Consider the following 20943-nt stretch of genomic DNA (forward strand, 5'->3'; position numbering starts at 1 on the left):
GAAGAATGCGCCCGATTAAGGAGGCGAAGAATGACTTAATTGTAAGACACGCGCGCTGACAGACATAAAAAAGCCGCCCGGGAAAGGCGGCTTTCTGTGCAGGCCAGCGCCTTAGCGCTTGGAGAACTGCTTGCGGCGACGCGCCTTGTGGAAGCCGACCTTCTTGCGCTCGACTTCGCGGGCATCGCGGGTCACCAGACCGGCGGCCTTCAGCGTGGGCTTCATCTCCGCATCCAAATCGATCAGCGCGCGAGTAATGCCGTGGCGCACTGCACCGGCCTGGCCCGATTCGCCGCCGCCTGCCACGTTGACCATGATGTCAAAGCGGTTCAGGTTGTCGGTCAGCACCAAAGGCTGGCGCACAATCATGCGACCGGTTTCACGCGAGAAATACTCGTCCACCGGCTTGTCGTTGACGACAATCTTGCCGCTGCCGGCCTTAATGAACACACGGGCAACCGACGATTTACGACGTCCCGTACCGTAGTTGTAATTACCGATCATGATGCGGCCTTAGCGTTGATGTCGAGGGGCTGGGGCTGTTGGGCTTCATGCGGATGGTCCGCGCCCGCGTAAATCTTCATTTTCTTGATCATGGCGTAGCCAAGCGGGCCTTTGGGCAACATGCCCTTGACCGCCTTCTCCAGCGCACGACCGGGAANACGCTCCTGCATCTTGTCGAAGTTCGTCTCGTAGATGCCGCCGGGATAGCCGGAGTGGCGATAGTATTTCTTGTCGAGGCCCTTGTTGCCGGTCACGACCATCTTGCTGGCGTTGACGACCACGATGTAGTCGCCCGTGTCGACGTGGGGCGTGAATTCGGGCTTGTGCTTGCCGCGCAGACGGCGAGCAATCTCGGACGCCAAGCGACCCAGCACTTTGTTATCGGCGTCAACCACGAACCAGTCGCGTTTGACTTCATGCGTTTTAGCGGAAAAGGTTTTCATGACCCAACCTCTGCACAGAGGACAATCTCGGAAAGCCGGGCATTTTAACTGCCGACCCGGAACAAAGTCAAACACTGTCTGAAATTAGACTACCCGACTGACATACAATCCCCACCATGACCGCCTGGCTTGCCACCAACCTGATCGCCCTGGCCTTGCTGCCCCCATTGTCGCTGGCGATCCTGCTGGTCGCCGGGCTTATCGTCCATCGCCGCCGCCCCCGCCTGGCCATGTCACTGATCCTGCTATCCACCACTGCACTCTACGTCCTGTCCACCCCCTGGGTGGGTGGCCTGTTGCANAAAAGCCTGGAAATCAGCGCTCCGATCATCCCGAGCCAACTGCAGACCGCCGAGGCCATTGTCGTCCTCGGCGGCGGACGTCGGCTCGGTGCAGCCGAGTATGGCAGCGACACGCTCAACGGCCTCAGCCTGGAACGCCTGCGCTACGCCACCTTTCTCCACCGTGGCAGCGGCCTGCCCATCCTGGTCACCGGCGGCAAACCCGGCGGCGGTACCTTGTCCGAGGGCCGCATCATGCAGCACATCCTGCAAAACGAGTACGGCATCTCACCCCGGTGGGTCGAAGACGCCGCGCTTACAACCTGGGACAACGCCCGCCTGTCAGCACAGCTACTGCGCAGTTCCGGCGTTCGCCGTATCGTCCTGGTCACCCATGCCTGGCATCTGCGGCGCGCCGTCCCGCTGTTCGAAGCCCAAGGGCTCAGCGTCATCCCTGCCGGCATCCAGTTCTCCAGCACGCGCCTCGACTCCATTCTCGATGTCCTACCCACGCCTGCCGGCCTGCGCGACAGCACCTTCGCCCTGCACGAATGGCTCGGCATTTTGTGGTACAAACTCCGGGCCAATTTCTAACAAACCCCGTTCGCCCTGATCGTGAGCCTGACGAACGATCGAAGGGCAACGGTTCTTAATTGAAGGACCTCCCATGAAAGCCCGCGTCAAACTCATCGAAGGCGTCAGTTTCGTCGGCCAGAGCGAATCCGGCCACAGCGTCGTCATGGACGGCCCGCCCGATTCCGGCGGCAAGAACCTAGGGGTACGCCCGATGGAAATGCTACTGCTTGGATTAGGTGGCTGCTCCGCCTTCGACGTCGTTCACATCCTGCGCAAGAGCCGCCAAGCCGTCACCGACTGCGTCGCCGATCTGTCCGCCGAGCGGGCCGACACCGATCCCAAGGTCTTCACCAAAATCCACGTCCATTTCACCGTCACGGGCAAGGCGCTCGATCCCAAGCGGGTTGAACAGGCTGTGAAGCTCTCCGCCGAGAAATACTGCTCGGCCTCGATCATGCTCGGCCAGGTGGCAGAGATCACTCACGATTTCGGGGTAGTGGAAGGCTAATCCCCCAAAACGGGCTCCCGAAGGAGCCCGTTCAGTACGACTAATTGGCTTGAGCCAGATTAGAAGTTGTGGACCACACCCATCGAGAAGCCGGTGGGGTTGCCGCCAGCAGACGTGCCCGGGTTGTCGCCATGGCCGCCGCCGAAAGCGGAGAAAGCGGCGCCGCTGTCGTTGTCGGTAGCAGCATAAGCAAACTGCAGCTTGGTGCGCTTGGACAGGCTGTAGTCCACACCTACTGCGTACAGTTGAGCGCCGGTGTTGCTGACGCTGTTCAGGTCGCCTGCCTCATAGTACTGGGCCTTGAGCAGGATGTTGCCCATGTTGTAGCCCGCACCCAGACCCCAGACCTTGCGGTCGGCGCTGTTCACGCCAGCAATGTCGTTGGCTTTCTGATACAAACCGGTGAACTTGAAGTTGCCGATGGCATAACCAGCCGCCAGGCGCCAGACTTTCTCGTCGCTCAGCAGAGCGTTCGCGTTGCTGAGGTTGTGCTTCTCATAACCCAGGCCCAGCATCAGGGGGCCATTCTCGTAGTTACCGGCAGCTGCCCAGCCGTCGACGGCAGCATCCGTTGCATCCACACCGCTCATGGCGCTGAAATAAGCCACCGTGCCGGACAGACCGCTCATACTCGGCGTGGTGTAGGCAACCTGGTTATTGGGACGGGTGTCGAAGCCCAGGCCTGCAGTATCCACAGAGGTGAGGTTACTCGAGTTGCCGATCTGGGTGTCGAAGAAGTCCGTCTTGCGGCTCAGCATCTTGACCGGGGATTCGTTCTTGCCGACGATCACGGTACCGAAACCGCCATTCAAGCCCACGAAGGTGTTGCCGGAGCCAACGCCATCCTGTGCGCTACCGTTGAAGGTATCGCTATTGCCGGTACCACCTGCGCTGAAGTAGGTCTGGATCTGCCAGATGGCATTCAGGCCGCCGCCCAGATCTTCGCTACCCTTGAAGATGATGTTCGACGCGTTGCTGGAAACGCCGACGTTGCCGCCGTTGGCTGCGTTGTCGGAATCCAGATAATCAACCGACAGGTTCATCTGGCCGCTGATGTCGACGTTGGACGTCGCAGCGAAGGCGGGAGCGGCAAAGGCGGAAGCCAGTGCCAGCGCGATCAGTTTCTTTTGCATTGCAAATCTCCTTATTACAGAATTTTTGAAAGCTCTGCAGAGCTGTCCTGCACGGACGTGTGCCTAGTGGACGCTGTCGATTATCCAGACTCCCTTCCAGCCAGCAAGAAAAGTTGTTGTTTTTCCATCACGCATACGTCAAAGTGTTGTTTTGTTGCATCAGCACAACAGATGGCGTGACGCAAGGCCTGTGTGTATTGGCGCAGTCGTGGTGAAGCCCCCATGGCTACAATAAGCCAACCCGCCTACCTCACAGGAGAAACTCATGCGCTGGGAAAACGGACGCCGTAGCGACAACATCGAAGACCGGCGCGGCATGCGCGTGAATGGCCGCGGGCTGGCCGGCGGCGGCATCGGGGCAATCATCCTGGCCTTGGTGGCGATGTATTTCGGCGTGGATCCGTCGGTCGTCCTGAATCAGACGGGCAGTCTGGCGCCGCCACAGGAAACGCATCAGCCTGCCCCGTCCAGCCCGGAGGAGGACAAGCTGAAGGATTTCGTGTCGGTGGTCCTGGCCGACACGGAAGACGTGTGGGGCACGCTGTTCAAGGAGTCAGGCAAGTCCTACCAACCGCCCACATTGGTGTTGTATTCCGGCGCGGTGCAGTCGGCGTGCGGGTTCGCCGAAGCGGCGATGGGGCCGTTCTACTGCCCGGGCGACCACAAGCTGTATCTGGACATGTCCTTCTTCAACGATCTGGCCAAGCGCCACGATGCGCCCGGCGATTTCGCGCAGGCCTATGTGGTGGCGCACGAAGTCGGACACCACGTGCAGACCTTGCTGGGCATCTCGGACAAAGTCAACGCAGCGCGCCGCCGTGCAAGCGAAGCCGCCGGCAATGCGCTGCAGGTGCGGATGGAACTGCAGGCCGACTGTTTTGCCGGGGTGTGGGCCTACCATGCCAATCAGGCGCGGCATGTTCTGGAGCCGGGCGACATCGAGGAAGCGCTCGCGGCCGCAGCCGGAGTGGGCGACGACCGTCTGCAGCAACAGGCTCGAGGCTACGTGGTGCCGGAATCCTTCACCCACGGGTCGTCGGCCCAGCGGATGCGCTGGTTCAGCCGCGGCATGCAGGGCGGCGATCCGGGACAGTGCGATACCTTCCAGGCGGCCCGTCTGTAAGCCGAACGAACCATGCACATCTGGGTGGATGCCGACGCCTGTCCAGCCGTGATCAAGGACATCCTGTTCCGAGCGGCAGACCGGATGCAGGTGCCGCTGACGCTGGTGGCCAACCGCCTGCTGCGGGTCCCGCCCTCACCTTATATACGCGCACGGCAGGTGCCGATGGGTTTCGACGTGGCCGACCGCCATATTGTGGACGAGGTTGCGGAAGGCGACCTGGTGATCACCGCGGACATTCCGCTGGCGGCCGCGCTGATCGAGAAAGGGGCATTCGTCCTGTCACCGCGGGGGAGTGCCATAGCGCCGAAAACATCCGCGAACGGCTGGGCCTGCGCGATTTCATGGAAGGCCTGCGTAGCGCCGGCGCGGACATTGGCGGGCCGACTGCGCTGTCGCCGGCAGATCGGCAGGCGTTTGCCCGGCAACTCGACCGCTTTCTGGCGAAGCGGGGCGTCAAATAAGTCGCCCTGCACCGGCCAGCCCCACCATCAGCCGCACGCCGCCGTATGCCAGCCAGGACATCATGCGCCGCGGCCAGGAACGGCGTTGCCAGTCGGCCGGATCAAGCGCAGCGGATTGGTCGAGCGCCTGTTGCAGACGCTCCCGCAGGTCGTGCGCAAATCCCGCATCGTTGACGACAAGGTTCGCCTCGCGTGCTAGCAACAAGCTGAACGGATCAATATTGCTGGAGCCCACGGTCGCCCAATGGCCATCGACCACGGCGACCTTGGCATGCAGTTCGCTCGCCTGGTATTCGTAAATATTCACGCCGGCGGCAAGCAGATCGCGGTAAAGCGCACGCGCCGCAGCCTGAAAGAAAAGGTGGTCGGTATGCCCCTGCACCAGCAGGTGGACCGGTACGCCACGCGCGACAGCCTNTTTAAGCAGCTTCCTGAACCGGCGTCCCGGCAGGAAGTAGGCATTGGCAATGACGATCTCGTCGCGCGCCAGGGCCAGGGCGGCAAGATAGACGCGCTCAATGTCGCGGCGATGGGCGAAATTGTCGCGCACCACGAAGGCGGCACGCACATGGCCATCGGTCGGCCAGGACGCTTCGATCGCGACTGTGCGCCCGCGTCCCTGCAGTTGCGTGAAGGCCACCAACCGCCAAAGATGGCGGACGCTCCGGTGGATGGGGGCGAGCAACGGCCCGCGTACTTCCACGCTGTAATCGAGCCGCGGCGTGGCAAGGTGCACCGGTTCGAAATCGCCAATGAGATTCATGCCCCCAATGAAGGCAATGCAGGCATCGATCACCGCCAGCTTGCGATGCAGCCGCCGCAAACTCCTGGGATTGGAGCGCCAGCCGCTGCCTACCAAGGGACGATACGCCCGCACACTGACGCCGGCCGCTTTCAGTGCGTCGAGCCAGTCAGCCGGCAGGTCGCGCGAGCCCACGCCATCGATCAGCACACGCACTTGCACGCCGCGCCTGGCTGCGCCGATCAGGGCATCGCGCACGGCCACGGTACTGGAGTCCGCGTTGAAAATGTAGGTTTCGAGGTGGATCTCGTCGCGTGCGGCATCGATCGCGGCAATCAATGCCGGAANAAATTCCGCGCCGCTTTGCAACAGGCGCAACTGGTTGCCGGAAACCGGCTCGACGCCGCGAAAGAAGGATGGGTTTAAGCGGCTGTGCGCGGTCATCAGGCCGGGCTGAGCGAGGCGGTCAGGGCGGCATGGTCGGAAATGCGGTGCCAGGCGTTGCCGGTGTGAACCTGCGCCGCCTGGATGCTGAAGCGCCGCACATAGATGCGGTCAAGCTGGAACATGGGCAGGATGGAAGGGTAACTGCGCGCCGACTTGCCGTGGTGAGCCTCGAATACCTCGACCAAACCCAGTTCGTCCTCGAAAAACCGTCCTGTCCGCACCAGCCAGTCGTTGAAGTCGCCTGCCAGGATCAAGGGCGCATTGTCCGGCACCATAGCCCGCACGCGCGCGGCGATCATCGCCAACTGGCGCTTGCGCCCGCGTTCGGTCAGGCCGAGGTGCACGTTGATGCAGTGCACCGGCACGGCGATGCCGGGCACCTCAACCTCGCAATGCAGCATGCCGCGGCTCTCGAACGCATGGGCGGAGATGTCCTCGTTCTCCCAGGTGAGAATCTTGTAACGCGACAGGATGGCATTGCCGTGGTGTCCGGTGTCGTAGATACAGTTCTTGCCATAGGCGAAATCGGTATAGATCTGGCCGGCCAGAAACTCATGCTGGGGTCGGTTGGGCCAGTGCTGGAAACGGCTGGCGCGCAATCCATGGCTGCCCTGCACTTCCTGCAAAAACACGATGTCGGTTCCCAGCGTGCCGAGACGGTCACGCAGCTCATGCACCGTCAGGCGCCTGTTGAATTGCGACAGGCCCTTATGGATGTTGTAACTGGCGATATGCAGCGGAGAGACCATAAACCCATTATAGGCGTGTGGACAGCAGGCGAATCGCCGCTGCATTGCTGGATGAGAAGCAGCGCTCAGCCGCCACATCCCAGGGCAGCCACACATAACGCAGATGCTCACGCGGCGCCAGCGTGATCGGCAGCGGCCCAGGCAAGCGCAAGCCGAATACGTGCTCGGTATTGTGGGTCACGCCTGGCGCATAGCGGTGGCGCCAACGCTCGTAAATTTCGTAGCGGGTTTCGATATTCCAGGNGGTCAATTCGAACTGGCTGGCGTCGAGCCCGGTCTCCTCGCGCACTTCGCGGATCGCGGTCTCAATCAGCGTTTCGCCTTCGTCCTGCGAGCCCGTCACCGACTGCCAGAGGCCTGGTGCATCGGCGCGTTCCATCAGCAGCACCTGGCCGTCCTGCGTGTAGATGACGACCAGCACCGAAACAGGGATTTTATGCACGGTCAAACGATGCGGGCGTTGAGCGGAACACCCGTCGCCAGGATGGCGATCAAACGGTCGATATTGGGGTGCTTGCCAGGATGGCGACTGGCATCCTCGGTGTGTTCGGCGAAAATCGCCAAGCCTTCTGCGGCGGCCTCGGCATTGATCACGCCATATTCCTGCACGAGATAGGCATACACCCGGAACGACCCGGCAGTACCGGGCGCGTTGGCGATCGTCGCAATCTCAGCGCCGGTGGAGTCGCTCAATACCAGTGTCTCGCCCGAGAACTCTGGCAGGGTTTTCAGGGTGTCGGCGAATTTCATCCCGCCGCCTTCTCCGTGGGCGCGGTGTTGCGCAGCCGGATATGCAGTTCGCGCAGCTGTTTTTCGTCCACCACGTTGGGCGCGTTGGTCATCAGGCAGGAGGCGCGCTGGGTCTTGGGGAAAGCGATGACGTCGCGGATCGACTCGGCGCCGGTCATCAGCGTGACCAATCGATCCAGCCCGAACGCGAGGCCGCCATGCGGCGGTGCGCCGTACTGCAGGGCGTCGAGCAGGAAGCCGAATTTCTCACGGCGCTCTTCCACACCGATGTTCAGCGCGGCGAACACCTTCTCCTGCACCTCCTCTTTATGGATACGCACCGAGCCGCCGCCAACTTCCCAGCCGTTCAGCACCATGTCGTAGGCCTTCGACAGGCACTTGCCGGGATCGGTGGCGAGCCAGTCTTCGTGGCCGTCCTTCGGCGCGGTGAAGGGATGGTGCAGCGCGTCCCAGCGGTTCTCGTCCTCGTTGTATTCGAACATGGGGAAATCGACCACCCACAGCGGCGCCCAGGCGCGTCCATCGACGTGGCCCTTCTCGTGGCCGATTTTCAGGCGCAGTGCGCCAAGTGCGTCGTTGACCACCTTGGCGCGGTCGGCGCCAANAANAATCAGGTCGCCATTCGCAGCACCGGTGCGTTCCATTACGGCGCGCAACGCGGCTTCGGAGAGGTTCTTGACGATAGGCGACTGCAGGCCGGACTCGTTGAGCTGAGCGACGTCGTTGACCTTGATGTAGGCCAGGCCCTTGGCACCGTAGATCTTGACGAACTCGGTGTAGCCGTCGATCTCACTGCGCGAGAGGGCGGCGCCGCCAGGAATGCGTAGCGCGGCGACGCGACCTTTCGGGTCGTTGGCCGGACCGGCGAACACCTTGAACGCGACATCCTTCATCGCGTCGCCGACGTCGACGATTTCCAGCGTCACCCGCATGTCGGGCTTGTCTGATCCATATTTATTCATCGCCTCGGCGTAGGTCATGCGCGGGAAGGCGGTGGGCAGCTCGATGCCCTGCGCCTTCTTCATCATGTCGCGGATCATGCCCTCGACGAGATTCATGATCTCCTCCTCGCCCATGAATGAGGTTTCCAGGTCGACCTGAGTGAATTCGGGCTGACGGTCAGCGCGCAGGTCCTCGTCGCGGAAGCACTTGGTGATCTGGAAGTAGCGGTCGACACCCGCCACCATCAACAGTTGCTTGAACAGTTGCGGCGATTGCGGCAGCGCGTAGAACATGCCGTCGTGCACGCGGCTCGGCACGAGGTAATCACGCGCGCCTTCGGGCGTCGAGCGCGTCAGCATCGGCGTTTCGACTTCCATAAAGCCGTGCGCGTCGAGGTGGTCGCGCATGATCTTGGACACGCGGTAGCGCAGTTTGAGGTTCTTCTGCATCGGCTCGCGGCGCAGGTCGAGGTAACGATACTGCAGGCGGATGTTCTCGTTGATAGTGTCGTCGTCGATCTGGAAGGGCGGCGTCAGCGAGGGGTTCAGCACCTCCAGCTTTTTGGTCAGCAGTTCGACCATGCCAGTGGTCATGTTGGGGTTCTCGGTGCCGGCGGGACGCGGCCGCACCAGACCCTCGATCTTCAGCACGAATTCGGAACGCACCTCCTCGGCCAGCTTGAAGGCCTCCGGGGTGTCGGGATCGATCACCACCTGCATCATGCCTTCACGGTCGCGCAGGTCGATGAAGATGACGCCGCCATGGTCGCGGCGGCGGTGCGCCCAGCCGCACAAGATGACGGTGTTGCCGATGTCGGCGGCCGTGACGACGCCGCAGTAATGTGTACGCATAGTGGTTTTCCTAGTAGCTGCCCCGCCCCGACTCGCCGGAGGCGACGCCCATCGAGACGATGTATTTCAATGCGCGGTCGACCGGCATATCCAGCTCGATGACCTCGCCCTTTTTCACATAAAAATAGAATCCGTTGACCGGGCTCGGCGTGGTGGGGATGAACACCGCGACGTGTTCCTCCGGCAGCATGCGCGCCACTTCGTCCGGCACATTGGTCTGGAACGCCAGCGACCACGCCTGAGGATGCGGGTAACGCACCAGCAGCACCTTGCGGAAGGCGTGCCCGCTGCCTGACAAGAGCGTGTCGGACACCTGTTTGACGCTGCCGTAGATGGTTTTCACCACCGGGATGCGAGTCAATTGCCGCTCCCAGAAGTCGATGATCTTCTGACCGAAGAAATTGGCGCCGAACACGCCGGTCAGCACGATGATCAGCAGCGTCAGGATCACGCCCAGGCCAGGAATCCGCATCCCAAGCCAGGCCTCGGGCTGCCACGCGGCTGGCAGCACCAGCAGGCTCTGATCCAGGGTGCCGATCAACAGATCGAGCACCCACAGGGTGATCCCCAGCGGCACCCAGATCAGCAGGCCGGTAATGAAATAACGTTTCATACGTGCAATTCAATCAAAAACGAAGAAGCGGACGGCTCGCACCGTCCGCTTCCCGGTTTGCTGCCCTCGTCAGTTACACGCCGGACACGCGCCCGTGCCGCAGGCGGGCGAAGGCGCCTCGGACTTCGTTTCCGCTGGCTTGCTGCCACCGCCTTTGAAATCGGTGGCATACCAGCCGGTTCCCTTCAGTGCGAAACCGGCCGCCGTTACCTGCTTGGCATACGCGGCCTGGCCGCAAGAGGGACACACCGTCAGCGGCGCATCGGACACTTTCTGCATTTCATCCTGGGCGAAGCCGCAGGCGGTGCATTGGTAGGCATAAATCGGCATAAAAATTCTCCGACAATCAAGAAGTTGCGGAATTATACCTAGATGGACACAAGTCCCCAAACAGCGGCTGAAAATCCCCCGTCAGACCCATCCAGCCAGGCCACCGGAAGCGCCTGTCACCAGCCCAGACTGAGGCTGCCATAGACACGGCGGCTGAAAATGTTGGTATCACGAAACTCCTGGTAATTGCCGAGCAGGCTCTGCCCGACCACCGATGCCTCGATGTCGCGTCCCAGCCATTTCCAGCGTCGCGCCACACGCAGGTCCATGCGATTGTAGGCAGCGGTGAGGTCGCCTTCGGACAGCCATTTCATTGCATCGCTGCGCCACACGCCCATGCTCGCTTCCCAGCCATGATCCAGACGGTAGCTGGCAAGCAGGCCCCAGGTGTTGCGCGGCGCGGAGACGGGAACGTCCTTGTTGAAATTGATGACGTTGTGGATGACAGCCCCTCCAAAACGCGCCTCCAGAAACACGCGTGAATAGTGCGCGCTCAGATCGAGCGCATGCACGGGCCGCCAGCGCAGCTGGATCTCGCCGCCGTGGGATCTGGCGCTGCCAATATTCGCGTACTTGAACTCGTTGGGCCGGATTCCGGCATCGTCCGAGGGTCNGAAGTCATACTTGTCCTGGCCGATAAAGTCGTCGATCTTGTCCTGGAACAGCCGTACATCCATTTCGAGCCGGGCCGGGCGCAAAAACCCCACATAGCCAATCTCGCGCGACAGGACGCGTTCGGGCGCAAGGCCGTCGGACGGCACCGTCACCACATCGGCCACCGCGCCGGATTGCAGTACATAAACCTGGTTACCCTTCTCCTCGAAGAACGTAGGCGAACGATAGGCACGCGAAATTCCCAGCCGGATGACGTGCCCGGGCATCAGGGTGAAATTGGCTGCGACACGCGGAGAAATATCGATGCCCGTAAAGTAGTGGTGCTCCAGCATGGCTCCGCCTTGCAGCAGTACCCGCTCATGCGGGCGCCACTCCAGATTGCCGAACACGCGCGCAAGCTCGCCGCTCCATTCCCTGCCGGAATTGTAATTCTGTGGGCTGGTAACGGTTTCCTGACGTACTTCGCCGCCCCACACCCCACGCAGATTGGGGAGCCATTGCTCGTTCACCTGCAGTTCGATGTTGCTGCGCGTCTGCAGCAGATACTGGTCGACGTTCACCACGCCGATGCCGAGGGCAGTCAGGTCCGCCAGCGCGTTGGCATCGAAGCGGTTCTGAGCATAGTAGGCTTGCAACCGCCACTCGCGGCGCGCGGATTCCACTTTGTGATAGGCCAGTTGCAGATACATTGCCCGTGCGTCCTGCTGCCGGGGTTCCAGAACGGCAGTCGGGCTGACGACGCGCCGGCCAGCGCTCCAGTCGCCCTGGGACAGGCCGAACTGCACCATCGCATCGGAATTCGCAGATAGCTGCCAGTCCATGCGCCCGTTGACGAAAGCGGTCTTGCTGGCCTCGAAGTACTGCCCGTTGTCCCCGGCCCCGTCCGCCGTCTTGGTGGTGATGTCCCGCTCGAAGCGGTCGCGTTGCTGGGTCGATGCAGTCAGACGATAGCGCAATGCGCCGTCACNCCCGCCATGGCGGACCGTCGCGCCACGCATGCCCTGTTCGCCGAGCTGCAAGGAAACGAATTCCCNCGCGACCTGCGCCGCCGTCTTGGTGATGATGTTGATGACCGCCGCGAAAGCATTGGCGCCATAGATCGCGGCATCCGGCCCGCGTACCACTTCAATGCGTTCAATATCGTCGATGGAAAGCGGAAGATCGGTCCAGTTCACGGCGCCATAATGCGGACTGTATATCGAACGCCCATCGACCAGCACCTGAAAACGCCGCGAGAACGCGTCGCCCAGGCCGTGATAACCGGCAGCCCATGTGTTGTCGCGCGTATAGGCGACCGAGAAGCCCGGCACGAGGCGCAGGAGATCGGGGATGTCGCGAAACCCCGATGCGTGAATCATCTCCTGATCGATGACGGTCACGGCAACGGGTGCCTCACTCACTGGCTGGGACAGGCGCGACGCCGACAGCACTACCGGCAGATCGTCGAGAAAGTCGGACTCGGTCACTGCCGCCCTCGCCTGCTGGGCACCCGCCAAAACGGCGCCGATCAACAGTGCGCCCGTCCATCCCCTGAATATCGTGTGTGGTCTGCTGATCACCGCATACCGGTGCGCTGCGCACCGTCTCCCTATTCACCCTGTTTATTTATGTATTTCCAGGGCTAACGGCTGGCCATCCTACCCGCCGGAAATCAGAACGGAATATCGTCGTCCATGTCGTCAAAGCCACTACTGGCCGGACGCTGCGCGGCGGCAGGCGCACTGCTGCGCGGCTGGCTGCGCGGGGCGCTTGCGGGTGCTGCCTGATTGTAGGAACCGTCGTCCATGTCGGCCATCCCACCGCCACTGCGTCCGCCCAGCATCTGCATGCGGTCGCCGCGAATTTCGGTGGCGTATTTCTCGATGCCTTCCTTGTCGGTGTACTTGCGGGTGCGGATGCTGCCCTCGACGTAGACCTGGCTGCCCTTCTTCAGGTATTGCCCACACACTTCGGCGGTACGCCCAAAGAAGCTGACCCGGTGCCATTCGGTCTGCTCGACCATCTGACCGGTTTTGTCCTTATATTTGTCGGTGGTGGCGATGGCAAGGTTGGCGACAGCCTCTCCGCTCGGCAGGTAGCGCATTTCGGGATCGCGCCCAAGGTTGCCGACCAGAATCACTTTATTGACGGATGCCATGTTTTCCCTGGATGTAAGCGTTGTCGTGTTGCGGATTCTATCAGGCCAGCCTGTCAGGCGCCCGTGGCTTCCAGCAGGATGCGGGCGGCGGCTTCATCCCAGCCCTGCAGGCTGACCTTGAGCATGGCCACCCNCTCTTCGGCCAGCACCACGGCTTCCACCACGCCAGCCACCGCTGCCAGTTTCGTTTTCAGCAGCGCTGCCTGGTCCGCAGGCATCGTCCCGACGCGGAACATGCGTGTCTTGATCGCGAGCGGTGCGGTCATCGACAGGCTCAGCGCCAGCCAGACCGCCATCAGGACCACACAGAACAGGAACACGGCGTAAAACCCGACATGCTGCGCCAACCAGCCGCCGAAGACGCCTCCGAAGAACAATCCCAGTGCCTGTGCGGTGTTATACACGCCCATCGCGGTACCTTTGGCCGACACGGGGGCCAGTTTGGAAATCAGCGACGGGAGGCTGGCTTCGAGCAGGTTGAAGGCGGCGAAATAAAAGAACAGTGCCCNCACGATGCCCCAGAAATGTCCGATGCCGAACGCCATCCCCAACTGGGCCAGCAGCATCAGCGCTACCGCGCCGATGAACACCGGTTTCAGTTTGCCGTGCTTCTCGCCATAGATGATTGCCGGCACGATCAGCAGGAACGAACCCAGCAGCACAGGCAGGTAGACCATCCAGTGGTGGGCCGGCGGCAGGCCGCTGTTCTTGAGGGCCACCGGTACCACGACGAACATCGCCATCTGCGCCGCGTGCAAGGCAAAAATACCGAAGTCGAGGCGCAGCAACTGGGCGTCATGCAGCACGTCTTTCAGTCGCGCCGGGTTGGCCTGGGCATCGGCGTGGAAATGACTGCTCAGGGGATCGGGTACCCAGACTTTCACCACCCAGATGGCAGCCAGCGCCAGCACGCCGGTCAACGCAAAAATCCCAGGCACGCCGATGAGGTGATTGAGCGTCGGCCCCGCCACCATCGACGCGGCAAACACGAGGCCGATGGTCGAGCCGATCATCGCCATCGCCTTGGTGCGGTGTTCCTCACGGGTAAGATCGGCCAGCATGGCGGTGATGGCGGCGGAAATCGCACCGGCACCCTGAATGGCACGGCCGAAAATCGTCCAGTAGATGTCGGGCGCTGTGGCGGCCACAAAGCTGCCGATCGCGAAGAGGATCAAACCGAAAATGATCACTTTCTTGCGGCCGATGCGGTCGGACGCCATGCCGAAAGGGATCATCAGCAATGCTTGGGTCAGGCCGTACATGCCAAGCGTCAGCCCGACCAGAGTGTGATTGTCCCCGCCCGGCAGATGTTCGGCATACAGCGCGAACACTGGCAGGATCAGGAACATGCCCAGCATGCGCAGGCCGAAAATCGCTGCCAGGCCTGAGGTGGCGCGCTTTTCAGCGCGGGTCATGCTTTCTGAAAGGTCGATTTGAGCCACGGCGGGATGTGCTAAACAGTGTTAGGCGAATTCGTGAAGTCCGTTATATTAGCAGGTTGCGAATTACGCCTCACGCACCCTGACCAATGGAATTCATCCGCATCCGTGGCGCCCGCACCCACAACCTGAAGAACGTCAACCTCGATCTGCCGCGCAACAAGCTGGTGGTGATCACGGGGCTGTCGGGCTCGGGCAAGTCCTCGCTCGCGTTCGACACACTCTACGCCGAGGGCCAGCGGCGCTACGTCGAATCGCTGTCGGCCTATGCGCGTCAGTTCCTGCAACTGATGGAGAAGCCCGACGTCGATCTGATCGAGGGCCTCTCGCCTGCAATCTCGATCGAGCAGAAGGCGACCAGCCATAACCCGCGCTCGACCGTCGGCACGGTCACCGAAATCCACGATTACCTACGCCTGTTGTACGCCCGCGTCGGCGATCCGCAATGCCCCGAGCACGGCATCACGCTGGCGGCGCAGACGGTGTCGCAGATGGTCGACGCGGTGCTGGCGCTGCCCGAGGACACCAAACTGATGATCCTGGCCCCGCTGGTGGTGGGCAGAAAAGGCGAGAACCTCGAACTGTTCGCCGAATTGCGCGCGCAGGGTTTCGTGCGGGTGCGCGTCGACAGCAAGGTGCACGAGATCGACACCGTGCCCAAGCTCGACAAGAACAAGAAGCACACCATCGAGGTGGTGGTCGACCGCTTGAAGGTGCGGGCCGACGCCAAGCAGCGCCTCGCCGAAAGCTTCGAAACCGCACTCAGACACGCCGACGGCCGCGCGCTCGCGGTGGAAATGGACTCCGGCAAGGAGCATCTGTTCTCCGCCAAGTTCGCCTGCCCGGTGTGCAGCTACGCGCTGCCCGAACTGGAACCACGCCTGTTCTCGTTCAACAACCCGATGGGCGCGTGCAGCCAGTGTGATGGGTTGGGCCAGATCACCTTCTTCGACCCGGCGCGCGTGGTCGCCTTCCCGCACCTGTCGCTGGCAAGCGGGGCAATCAAGGGCTGGGACAAGCGCAATCAGTTTTTCTACATGATGCTACAGAGCCTGGCGATGCATTACGGCTTCGACCTCGACACGCCGTGGGAATCGCTGCCGGCGCGGATCCAGGACGTGATCCTGAACGGCAGTGGCAAGGAAGCGATTGCCTTCCAGACGCTAGCGCCGCGCGGCGGTTACACGACGAGAAGCTATCCGTTCGAGGGCGTGCTCGCCAACATGGAGCGGCGCTACCACGAGTCCGACTCGATGGCGGTGCGCGAGGAACTCGCCAAGTACCAGAACAACAAACCCTGCCCGTCCTGCCACGGCACGCGGCTGCGCGAGGAGGCGCGCCACGTGATGGTCGGCGGTGTGCCGATCTTCGAGGTCAGCGCGATGCCGCTGAAACAGGTGCTGGGCTTTTTCGAATCGCTGACGCTCGAAGGCCACCGGGCCCAGATCGCCGACAAAATCGTCAAGGAGATCGTCGCCCGCGTCGGCTTCCTCAACAACGTCGGGCTCGACTACCTGTCGCTCGACCGTTCCGCCGACACGCTCTCCGGCGGCGAGTCGCAGCGCATCCGCCTGGCCTCGCAGATCGGCTCGGGCCTGACCGGCGTGATGTACGTGCTCGACGAGCCGTCGATTGGCCTGCACCAGCGCGACAACGACCGCCTGCTGGCGACGCTCAAGCACCTGCGCGACATCGGCAACTCGGTGCTGGTGGTCGAGCACGACGAGGACGCGATCCGCGCGGCCGACTATGTGGTCGACATNGGGCCCGGGGCCGGCGTGCACGGCGGTGAGGTGGTGGCCGAGGGCACGCCGGAGGAAATCCGTCTCAGCAAGAACTCGCTCACCGGACAGTTCCTGTCCGGCCGGCGCCGCATCGCCATCCCGAAGAAACGCCGTCAGCCCGACACTGACCGGCAGCTGGTGGTGACGAACGCCAGCGGCAACAACCTGAAGCACGTCACGCTCAAGCTGCCGGTCGGCCTGTTCGTCTGCATCACCGGCGTGTCGGGCTCGGGCAAGTCGACGCTGATCAACGACACGCTCTATACCGCCGTCGCGCGTCATCTGTACGGCTCGTCAGCCGAGCCGGCGCCGCACGATGATATCCAAGGACTGGAATTTTTCGACAAGGTGATCAACGTCGACCAGTCACCGATCGGCCGCACCCCGCGCTCCAACCCGGCGACCTATACGGGGCTTTTCACTCCGATTCGGGAGCTCTTCGCCGGTGTGCCGGAGGCGCGTGCACGCGGCTACGGGCCGGGAAGATTCAGCTTCAACGTCAAGGGCGGACGCTGCGAGGCCTGCCAGGGCGATGGCGTGATCAAGGTCGAGATGCACTTCCTGCCCGACATCTACGTGCCGTGCGACGTCTGCCATGGCGCACGCTACAACCGTGAGACGCTGGAGGTGCAGTACAAGGGCAAGACCATCCGCGACGTGCTGGAGATGACCATCGAGCAGGCGCACGACTTCTTCGCCGCGGTGCCTGTGGTCAAACGCAAGCTGCAGACCCTGCTCGACGTCGGCCTCGGCTACATCCGCCTCGGCCAGTCGGCCACCACGCTGTCGGGCGGCGAGGCGCAGCGGGTCAAGCTCGCACTCGAACTGTCCAAGCGCGACACCGGCCGCACGCTCTATATCCTCGACGAACCGACCACCGGCCTGCACTTTGCCGACATCGACCTGCTGCTGAAGGTGCTGCAGCGGCTTTCCGACGCCGGCAACAGCGTGGTCGTCATCGAGCACAACCTCGACGTCATCAAGACCGCCGACTGGCTGATCGACCTCGGCCCGGAAGGCGGCGCCGGCGGCGGCCTGATCATCGCCGAGGGCACGCCGGAGACCGTAGCCGACAACCCGGCCAGCCACACTGGCCAATACCTGCAGCCGGTGCTGTCCAAGCACTGACATGGCTGAGCCGGTCCGCCTTTCCAAGCTGATGTCCGAGCGCGGCCTCTGCTCACGCCGCGAGGCCGATAGCTACATCGAGAAAGGACTCGTATTCGTCGACGGCCGCCGGGTCAGCGAACTCGGCACCAAGGTCGACCCCGATTGCGCGATCCGCCTGGACAACGCCGCCAGTGCGCAGCAGCAGCAGCGCGTCACGATCCTGTTGCACAAGCCGGTCGGCTATGTCTCCGGCCAACCTGAGCCGGGTTACCAGCCGGCCGTCGTCCTGATCCGCCCCGACACGCTGTGGCAGAGTGGGCGCGCCGGGCAGGCATTCCACCCCTCCCACCTCAAAGGCCTGGCGCCCGCCGGCCGGCTCGACATCGACTCCACCGGCCTGCTGGTGCTGACCCAGGACGGACGCGTTGCCAAGCAGCTGATCGGCGAGGATTCCGGGATCGAGAAGGAATATCTGGTGCGGGTCGAGGGCCGACTGGATGAAAAGGGGCTCGCGCTGCTCAATCACGGCCTCTCGCTCGATGGCCGCAGACTGCGCCCGGCCAAAGTGAGTTGGCAGAACGCCGACCAGTTGCACTTTGTGCTGAAGGAAGGCCGCAAGCGCCAGATCCGCCGCATGTGCGAACTGGTCGGACTGAAAGTGGTGGGACTCAAGCGCGTGCGCATCGGCCGGGTGCGGCTGGGCGAGCTCCCTCCCGGACAGTGGCGCTATCTGCGCGACGACGAATCGTTCTGACGGGAAAATCGTAAAGCAGGCCGCGCCGTGCCGAGGCTTGTTTCATCGGGCTTTTGCACTAGAAATAGATTTGCAGAAAATTAACTCTGCATTTTTCCACGCACACCAGGGAGACTTTCCATGCAATCCAAACTTCTCGTCGCACTTCTCGCCGCACTTGCCCTCACTGCATGCCAAAAAGCGCAAGAGGCTGCTGCCCCTGCCATGGATCAGGCCAAGGAAGCCGCAGGCGCCGCAGCAGATTCGACTGCGGAAGCGGCCAAGTCAGCAGCCGATGCCGCAAGCGCGGCTGCCTCGTCAGCGGCCGAGTCCACCCAAGACGCAGCCGCCACGGCCGCCCAGCATGCGGCCGATGCGGCATCTGCAGGCGCAGACAAGGCACAGGAAATGGCCGATAAGGCCAAGGACGCCGCCAAGGAGTAATCCAGGCGCTCAAATACTCAACGGTCAGGACTTCCTGGCCGTTTTCATTTTGAAATCCGGCGAGCGCCATCTCAAAACGTAGCCCCTACAATTGGGTCTCGCCTTTTCAATTTCGCCACATGGATCCACGCTCGCTGCTGCTGGGCTCATTCCAGGCCGCGGTCGCCGCAGCCGACCCCGGGCATATCCTGCCATCGCATCTGCCGTCGCCNCCGCGCGGCCGCACGCTGGTGGCCGGTGGCGGCAAAGCCGCTGCCAGCATGGCGGTTGCCGTCGAGACCCACTGGCCAGCGGACGCACCGCTGGCCGGATTGGTCGTCACACGCTATCTGCACGGTCTACCCACCCGCCGCATCGAGATCGTGGAAGCCAGTCATCCGCTGCCCGACGGACGCGGCGAAGCGGCCGCCCTGCGTATGCTGGACATGAGTCGTCAACTGGGTCCGGACGATCTCTTGCTGGTGTTGATTTCAGGTGGCGGCTCCAGCCTGCTCGCCGCGCCAGTCGAAGGCGTGACCCTGAAGGAATTGCGTCAGGTGACCAAGGCGCTTCTGCATGCTGGCGCAAGCATTCACGACATCAACACCGTGCGCAAGCATCTCACCCGCTTATCGGGTGGCCAGTTGGCTCAGGCTGCCCAAGCGGCCCACGGACTGGCGCTGATCATTTCCGATGTGGTCGGCGACGATCCGGGCTCCATCGCATCAGGTCCCTGCGCGCCCGACGTCAGTTCCTGCGTCGACGCCCTTGAACAATTGCAGCGGTTGCGGATAACCCCGCCGGAAGGCGTCAGGCACCATCTTGAAGCCTGTGCCGCAGGGTGTCTTCCGGACACGCCCAAGCCGGGGAACGCCTGCTTCGCCAGGATGGAGAACCGTGTGATCGCATGCGCGCACGACAGTCTGATGGCGGCAGTCCGATATTTCGAACAGCACGGGATCCCCGCTTTTCTGCTTTCGGACAAGGTCGGGGACGATGCACAAAGCGTGGCACGTCATCATGCCGCATTGGTGCATGCATTGGCACGTCGACAGACGCTCGCCCTCATCTCCGGCGGAGAAACCACCGTCGCCTTGCAGCCCAGGCATGGTCGGGGAGGCCGCAATAGCGAATTTCTGCTGGCCCTGGCGCTTGCGCTGCGCGAGACGCCCGCCTGGGCGATCGCCTGCGACACGGACGGGATCGATGGCAGCGAAGACAATGCGGGCGCCCTGCTCACACCGGACACCCTGGTACGCGCACGCGCTNNGGAACTCGATGCTGAGGGTCGGCTCACTGCGCACGACAGTCACGGTTTCTTTTCCGCCCTGGGCGATCTCGTCGTGACCGGCCCCACCCGTACCAATGTCAACGATTACCGTGCGCTCGTGATTGGTCTGGATTGACGGCTTTGCAAAACACGATTCAGTTCAGGCGTTGAACCTGGACCGGGTCGCCGACCGCCAAGCCATACGTCGTGGCGGCGCTTCCGCGATTGACTGCCAGTTCGAGCAACCCCACGCTATTGATGAACCAGAATCCGTCGCCTTTGCCGACCAGACCGAAACTCTCTCCGTGCTTGAACCGTTCACCTGCTGCGCTGACATGGGCGTTCTGTGGCACCCCGCGCATACCCGTCCAGGCGTTGCCGTAGTGATCGATGTAGATGACACGTGCCAGATCCCCTGCGTCGAATTCAACGTCGAGCGCTTCGATCGATGTCAGTTTATCGGTCGGGAAGTCGCCGCGTGCAATTTCGGCCGCGATCGGCGCAAACAGGTCGCGCCCATGAAAGGTTGGAGACACGCCCTCTGGTTCCCAGATAATGCGCCACAACCGGGCATCGGCATGACGGGCAGCGATGACGGATAACAGGCCGTTGTCAGGTCCGACAAACCAGCGCCCGCCTGCCAGTACTACGGCCGTGCGGCGCGGCGTGCCCACCCCGGNGTCTACCACCGCTAGGAACGTGCTGCCCGGCGGAAAAACGGTCGCGAACGCGGCCAGCAGATGTGCGCCCGCATGGGGATTGAAATCGGGCGCCTCATGCAGGAGATCCACCACCTGCTGTGTGGGCGCATGTTCCGCCAGGCGCGCCTTGACCTGCCCCACATAGGGATCTCGAGTTCCAAAATCGGTGAAGAGAACGATCACGTGCTTTCCAATTCGATAGGGACCGGGAAGGGTGACTATGCCTGACGGACCGAACTGACGGCAAGCCCTCGACCCCCTCCGGTCTATTGCAT

The 20943-nt window shown here is 62.5% G+C and carries 21 protein-coding genes and 1 pseudogene; 8 read left to right on the forward strand and 14 right to left on the reverse strand.

The window, feature by feature from the left end:
* Positions 1–111 precede the first annotated feature (111 nt).
* Positions 112–504 (reverse strand): 30S ribosomal protein S9, encoded by a 393-nt coding sequence (rpsI, locus tag HZY77_RS08810; protein ID WP_296813921.1) that lies wholly within the window; start codon positions 502–504, stop codon positions 112–114.
* Positions 501–947 (reverse strand): 50S ribosomal protein L13, encoded by a 447-nt coding sequence (gene rplM, locus HZY77_RS08815; protein WP_296813923.1) that lies wholly within the window; start codon positions 945–947, stop codon positions 501–503. The genes rpsI and rplM overlap by 4 nt, the downstream gene beginning before the upstream one ends.
* 116 nt (positions 948–1063) lie before the next feature.
* Between rplM and HZY77_RS08820 the strand changes: the two genes are divergently transcribed.
* Positions 1064–1822: a YdcF family protein gene (locus HZY77_RS08820; RefSeq protein ID WP_296813925.1), complete on the forward strand. Its 759-nt coding sequence runs from the start codon at positions 1064–1066 to the stop codon at positions 1820–1822.
* Positions 1823–1895: 73 nt separating this feature from the next.
* Positions 1896–2312 (forward strand): OsmC family protein, encoded by a 417-nt coding sequence (locus tag HZY77_RS08825; protein ID WP_296813927.1) that lies wholly within the window; start codon positions 1896–1898, stop codon positions 2310–2312.
* 59 nt (positions 2313–2371) lie between these two features.
* Here the strand turns inward: HZY77_RS08825 and HZY77_RS08830 are convergent, their stop codons facing one another.
* Entirely contained in the window at positions 2372–3445 is a 1074-nt protein-coding gene (locus HZY77_RS08830) for a porin (protein ID WP_296813929.1), read from the reverse strand.
* 265 nt (positions 3446–3710) lie between these two features.
* On the opposite strand from HZY77_RS08830, the gene HZY77_RS08835 reads away from it, so the two are divergent.
* Both HZY77_RS08835 and HZY77_RS08840 read left to right on the forward strand, forming a co-directional pair.
* Entirely contained in the window at positions 3711–4568 is an 858-nt protein-coding gene (locus HZY77_RS08835) for a neutral zinc metallopeptidase (protein ID WP_296813931.1), read from the forward strand.
* Between the two features lie 12 nt (positions 4569–4580).
* A pseudogene (locus HZY77_RS08840) lies at positions 4581–5032 on the forward strand (YaiI/YqxD family protein).
* Here the strand turns inward: HZY77_RS08840 and clsB are convergent.
* From clsB to HZY77_RS08890, 10 genes are all read right to left on the reverse strand, one after another.
* Positions 5025–6218 carry a cardiolipin synthase ClsB gene (clsB, locus tag HZY77_RS08845; protein ID WP_296813933.1) on the reverse strand — a complete coding sequence of 398 codons (1194 nt, stop codon included), beginning with the start codon at positions 6216–6218 and terminating at the stop codon, positions 5025–5027. The pseudogene HZY77_RS08840 and the gene clsB overlap by 8 nt on opposite strands.
* A complete protein-coding gene (locus HZY77_RS08850) occupies positions 6218–6970 on the reverse strand; it encodes an endonuclease/exonuclease/phosphatase family protein (RefSeq protein ID WP_296813935.1) in 753 nt (250 codons plus the stop codon). The genes clsB and HZY77_RS08850 overlap by 1 nt, the downstream gene beginning before the upstream one ends.
* A 7-nt stretch (positions 6971–6977) precedes the next feature.
* On the reverse strand, positions 6978–7418 hold the full coding sequence (gene nudB, locus HZY77_RS08855; RefSeq protein WP_296813937.1) for a dihydroneopterin triphosphate diphosphatase: 441 nt from the start codon (positions 7416–7418) through the stop codon (positions 6978–6980).
* Positions 7415–7720 (reverse strand): DUF2322 family protein, encoded by a 306-nt coding sequence (locus HZY77_RS08860; protein ID WP_296813939.1) that lies wholly within the window; start codon positions 7718–7720, stop codon positions 7415–7417. The genes nudB and HZY77_RS08860 overlap by 4 nt, the downstream gene beginning before the upstream one ends.
* Positions 7717–9513 (reverse strand): aspartate--tRNA ligase, encoded by a 1797-nt coding sequence (gene aspS, locus HZY77_RS08865; protein ID WP_296813941.1) that lies wholly within the window; start codon positions 9511–9513, stop codon positions 7717–7719. The genes HZY77_RS08860 and aspS overlap by 4 nt, the downstream gene beginning before the upstream one ends.
* 10 nt (positions 9514–9523) lie before the next feature.
* Entirely contained in the window at positions 9524–10126 is a 603-nt protein-coding gene (locus tag HZY77_RS08870) for a DUF502 domain-containing protein (RefSeq protein WP_296813943.1), read from the reverse strand.
* A 69-nt stretch (positions 10127–10195) separates the two neighbouring features.
* Complete coding sequence (locus HZY77_RS08875) at positions 10196–10456, reverse strand: FmdB family zinc ribbon protein (RefSeq protein WP_296813946.1); 261 nt, start codon at positions 10454–10456, stop codon at positions 10196–10198.
* Positions 10457–10572: 116 nt separating this feature from the next.
* Entirely contained in the window at positions 10573–12537 is a 1965-nt protein-coding gene (locus tag HZY77_RS08880; RefSeq protein ID WP_296813947.1) for a TonB-dependent receptor, read from the reverse strand.
* Between the two features lie 185 nt (positions 12538–12722).
* The gene (gene ssb / locus HZY77_RS08885; RefSeq protein WP_296636255.1) at positions 12723–13208 is read right to left on the reverse strand and encodes a single-stranded DNA-binding protein; all 486 of its coding nucleotides are present in this window, start codon (positions 13206–13208) and stop codon (positions 12723–12725) included.
* A gap of 53 nt (positions 13209–13261) precedes the next feature.
* Positions 13262–14623, reverse strand: a complete 1362-nt coding sequence (locus HZY77_RS08890) for an MFS transporter (protein WP_296813949.1) — start codon at positions 14621–14623, stop codon at positions 13262–13264.
* 113 nt (positions 14624–14736) lie between these two features.
* Here HZY77_RS08890 and uvrA point away from each other — a divergent pair, with 113 nt between their 5' ends.
* From uvrA to HZY77_RS08910, 4 genes are all read left to right on the forward strand, one after another.
* Positions 14737–17559 carry an excinuclease ABC subunit UvrA gene (uvrA, locus tag HZY77_RS08895; RefSeq protein WP_296813951.1) on the forward strand — a complete coding sequence of 941 codons (2823 nt, stop codon included), beginning with the start codon at positions 14737–14739 and terminating at the stop codon, positions 17557–17559.
* A 1-nt stretch (position 17560) separates the two neighbouring features.
* Positions 17561–18295 carry a pseudouridine synthase gene (locus tag HZY77_RS08900; RefSeq protein WP_296813953.1) on the forward strand — a complete coding sequence of 245 codons (735 nt, stop codon included), beginning with the start codon at positions 17561–17563 and terminating at the stop codon, positions 18293–18295.
* A 120-nt stretch (positions 18296–18415) separates the two neighbouring features.
* The gene (locus HZY77_RS08905; protein WP_296813954.1) at positions 18416–18718 is read left to right on the forward strand and encodes a hypothetical protein; all 303 of its coding nucleotides are present in this window, start codon (positions 18416–18418) and stop codon (positions 18716–18718) included.
* Between the two features lie 119 nt (positions 18719–18837).
* Positions 18838–20103: a glycerate kinase gene (locus tag HZY77_RS08910; RefSeq protein WP_296813955.1), complete on the forward strand. Its 1266-nt coding sequence runs from the start codon at positions 18838–18840 to the stop codon at positions 20101–20103.
* Positions 20104–20122: 19 nt separating this feature from the next.
* Here the strand turns inward: HZY77_RS08910 and HZY77_RS08915 are convergent, their stop codons facing one another.
* Positions 20123–20851, reverse strand: a complete 729-nt coding sequence (locus HZY77_RS08915; RefSeq protein WP_296813956.1) for an SAM-dependent chlorinase/fluorinase — start codon at positions 20849–20851, stop codon at positions 20123–20125.
* Between the last annotated feature and the right edge of the window lie 92 nt (positions 20852–20943).

Source organism: Thiobacillus sp. (genome assembly GCF_013693775.1).
Lineage (GTDB): Bacteria > Pseudomonadota > Gammaproteobacteria > Burkholderiales > Thiobacillaceae > Thiobacillus.

Excerpts from the sequence above, each read along its gene's own strand:
- rpsI (WP_296813921.1), bottom strand. The coding sequence starts at position 504 with ATGATCGGTAATTACAACTACGGTACGGGACGTCGTAAATCGTCGGTT.
- HZY77_RS08825 (WP_296813927.1), top strand. The coding sequence starts at position 1,896 with ATGAAAGCCCGCGTCAAACTCATCGAAGGCGTCAGTTTCGTCGGCCAG.
- HZY77_RS08830 (WP_296813929.1), bottom strand. The coding sequence starts at position 3,445 with ATGCAAAAGAAACTGATCGCGCTGGCACTGGCTTCCGCCTTTGCCGCT.
- HZY77_RS08835 (WP_296813931.1), top strand. The coding sequence starts at position 3,711 with ATGCGCTGGGAAAACGGACGCCGTAGCGACAACATCGAAGACCGGCGC.
- HZY77_RS08850 (WP_296813935.1), bottom strand. The coding sequence starts at position 6,970 with ATGGTCTCTCCGCTGCATATCGCCAGTTACAACATCCATAAGGGCCTG.
- HZY77_RS08860 (WP_296813939.1), bottom strand. The coding sequence starts at position 7,720 with ATGAAATTCGCCGACACCCTGAAAACCCTGCCAGAGTTCTCGGGCGAG.
- HZY77_RS08870 (WP_296813943.1), bottom strand. The coding sequence starts at position 10,126 with ATGAAACGTTATTTCATTACCGGCCTGCTGATCTGGGTGCCGCTGGGG.
- HZY77_RS08875 (WP_296813946.1), bottom strand. The coding sequence starts at position 10,456 with ATGCCGATTTATGCCTACCAATGCACCGCCTGCGGCTTCGCCCAGGAT.
- ssb (WP_296636255.1), bottom strand. The coding sequence starts at position 13,208 with ATGGCATCCGTCAATAAAGTGATTCTGGTCGGCAACCTTGGGCGCGAT.
- HZY77_RS08900 (WP_296813953.1), top strand. The coding sequence starts at position 17,561 with ATGGCTGAGCCGGTCCGCCTTTCCAAGCTGATGTCCGAGCGCGGCCTC.
- HZY77_RS08905 (WP_296813954.1), top strand. The coding sequence starts at position 18,416 with ATGCAATCCAAACTTCTCGTCGCACTTCTCGCCGCACTTGCCCTCACT.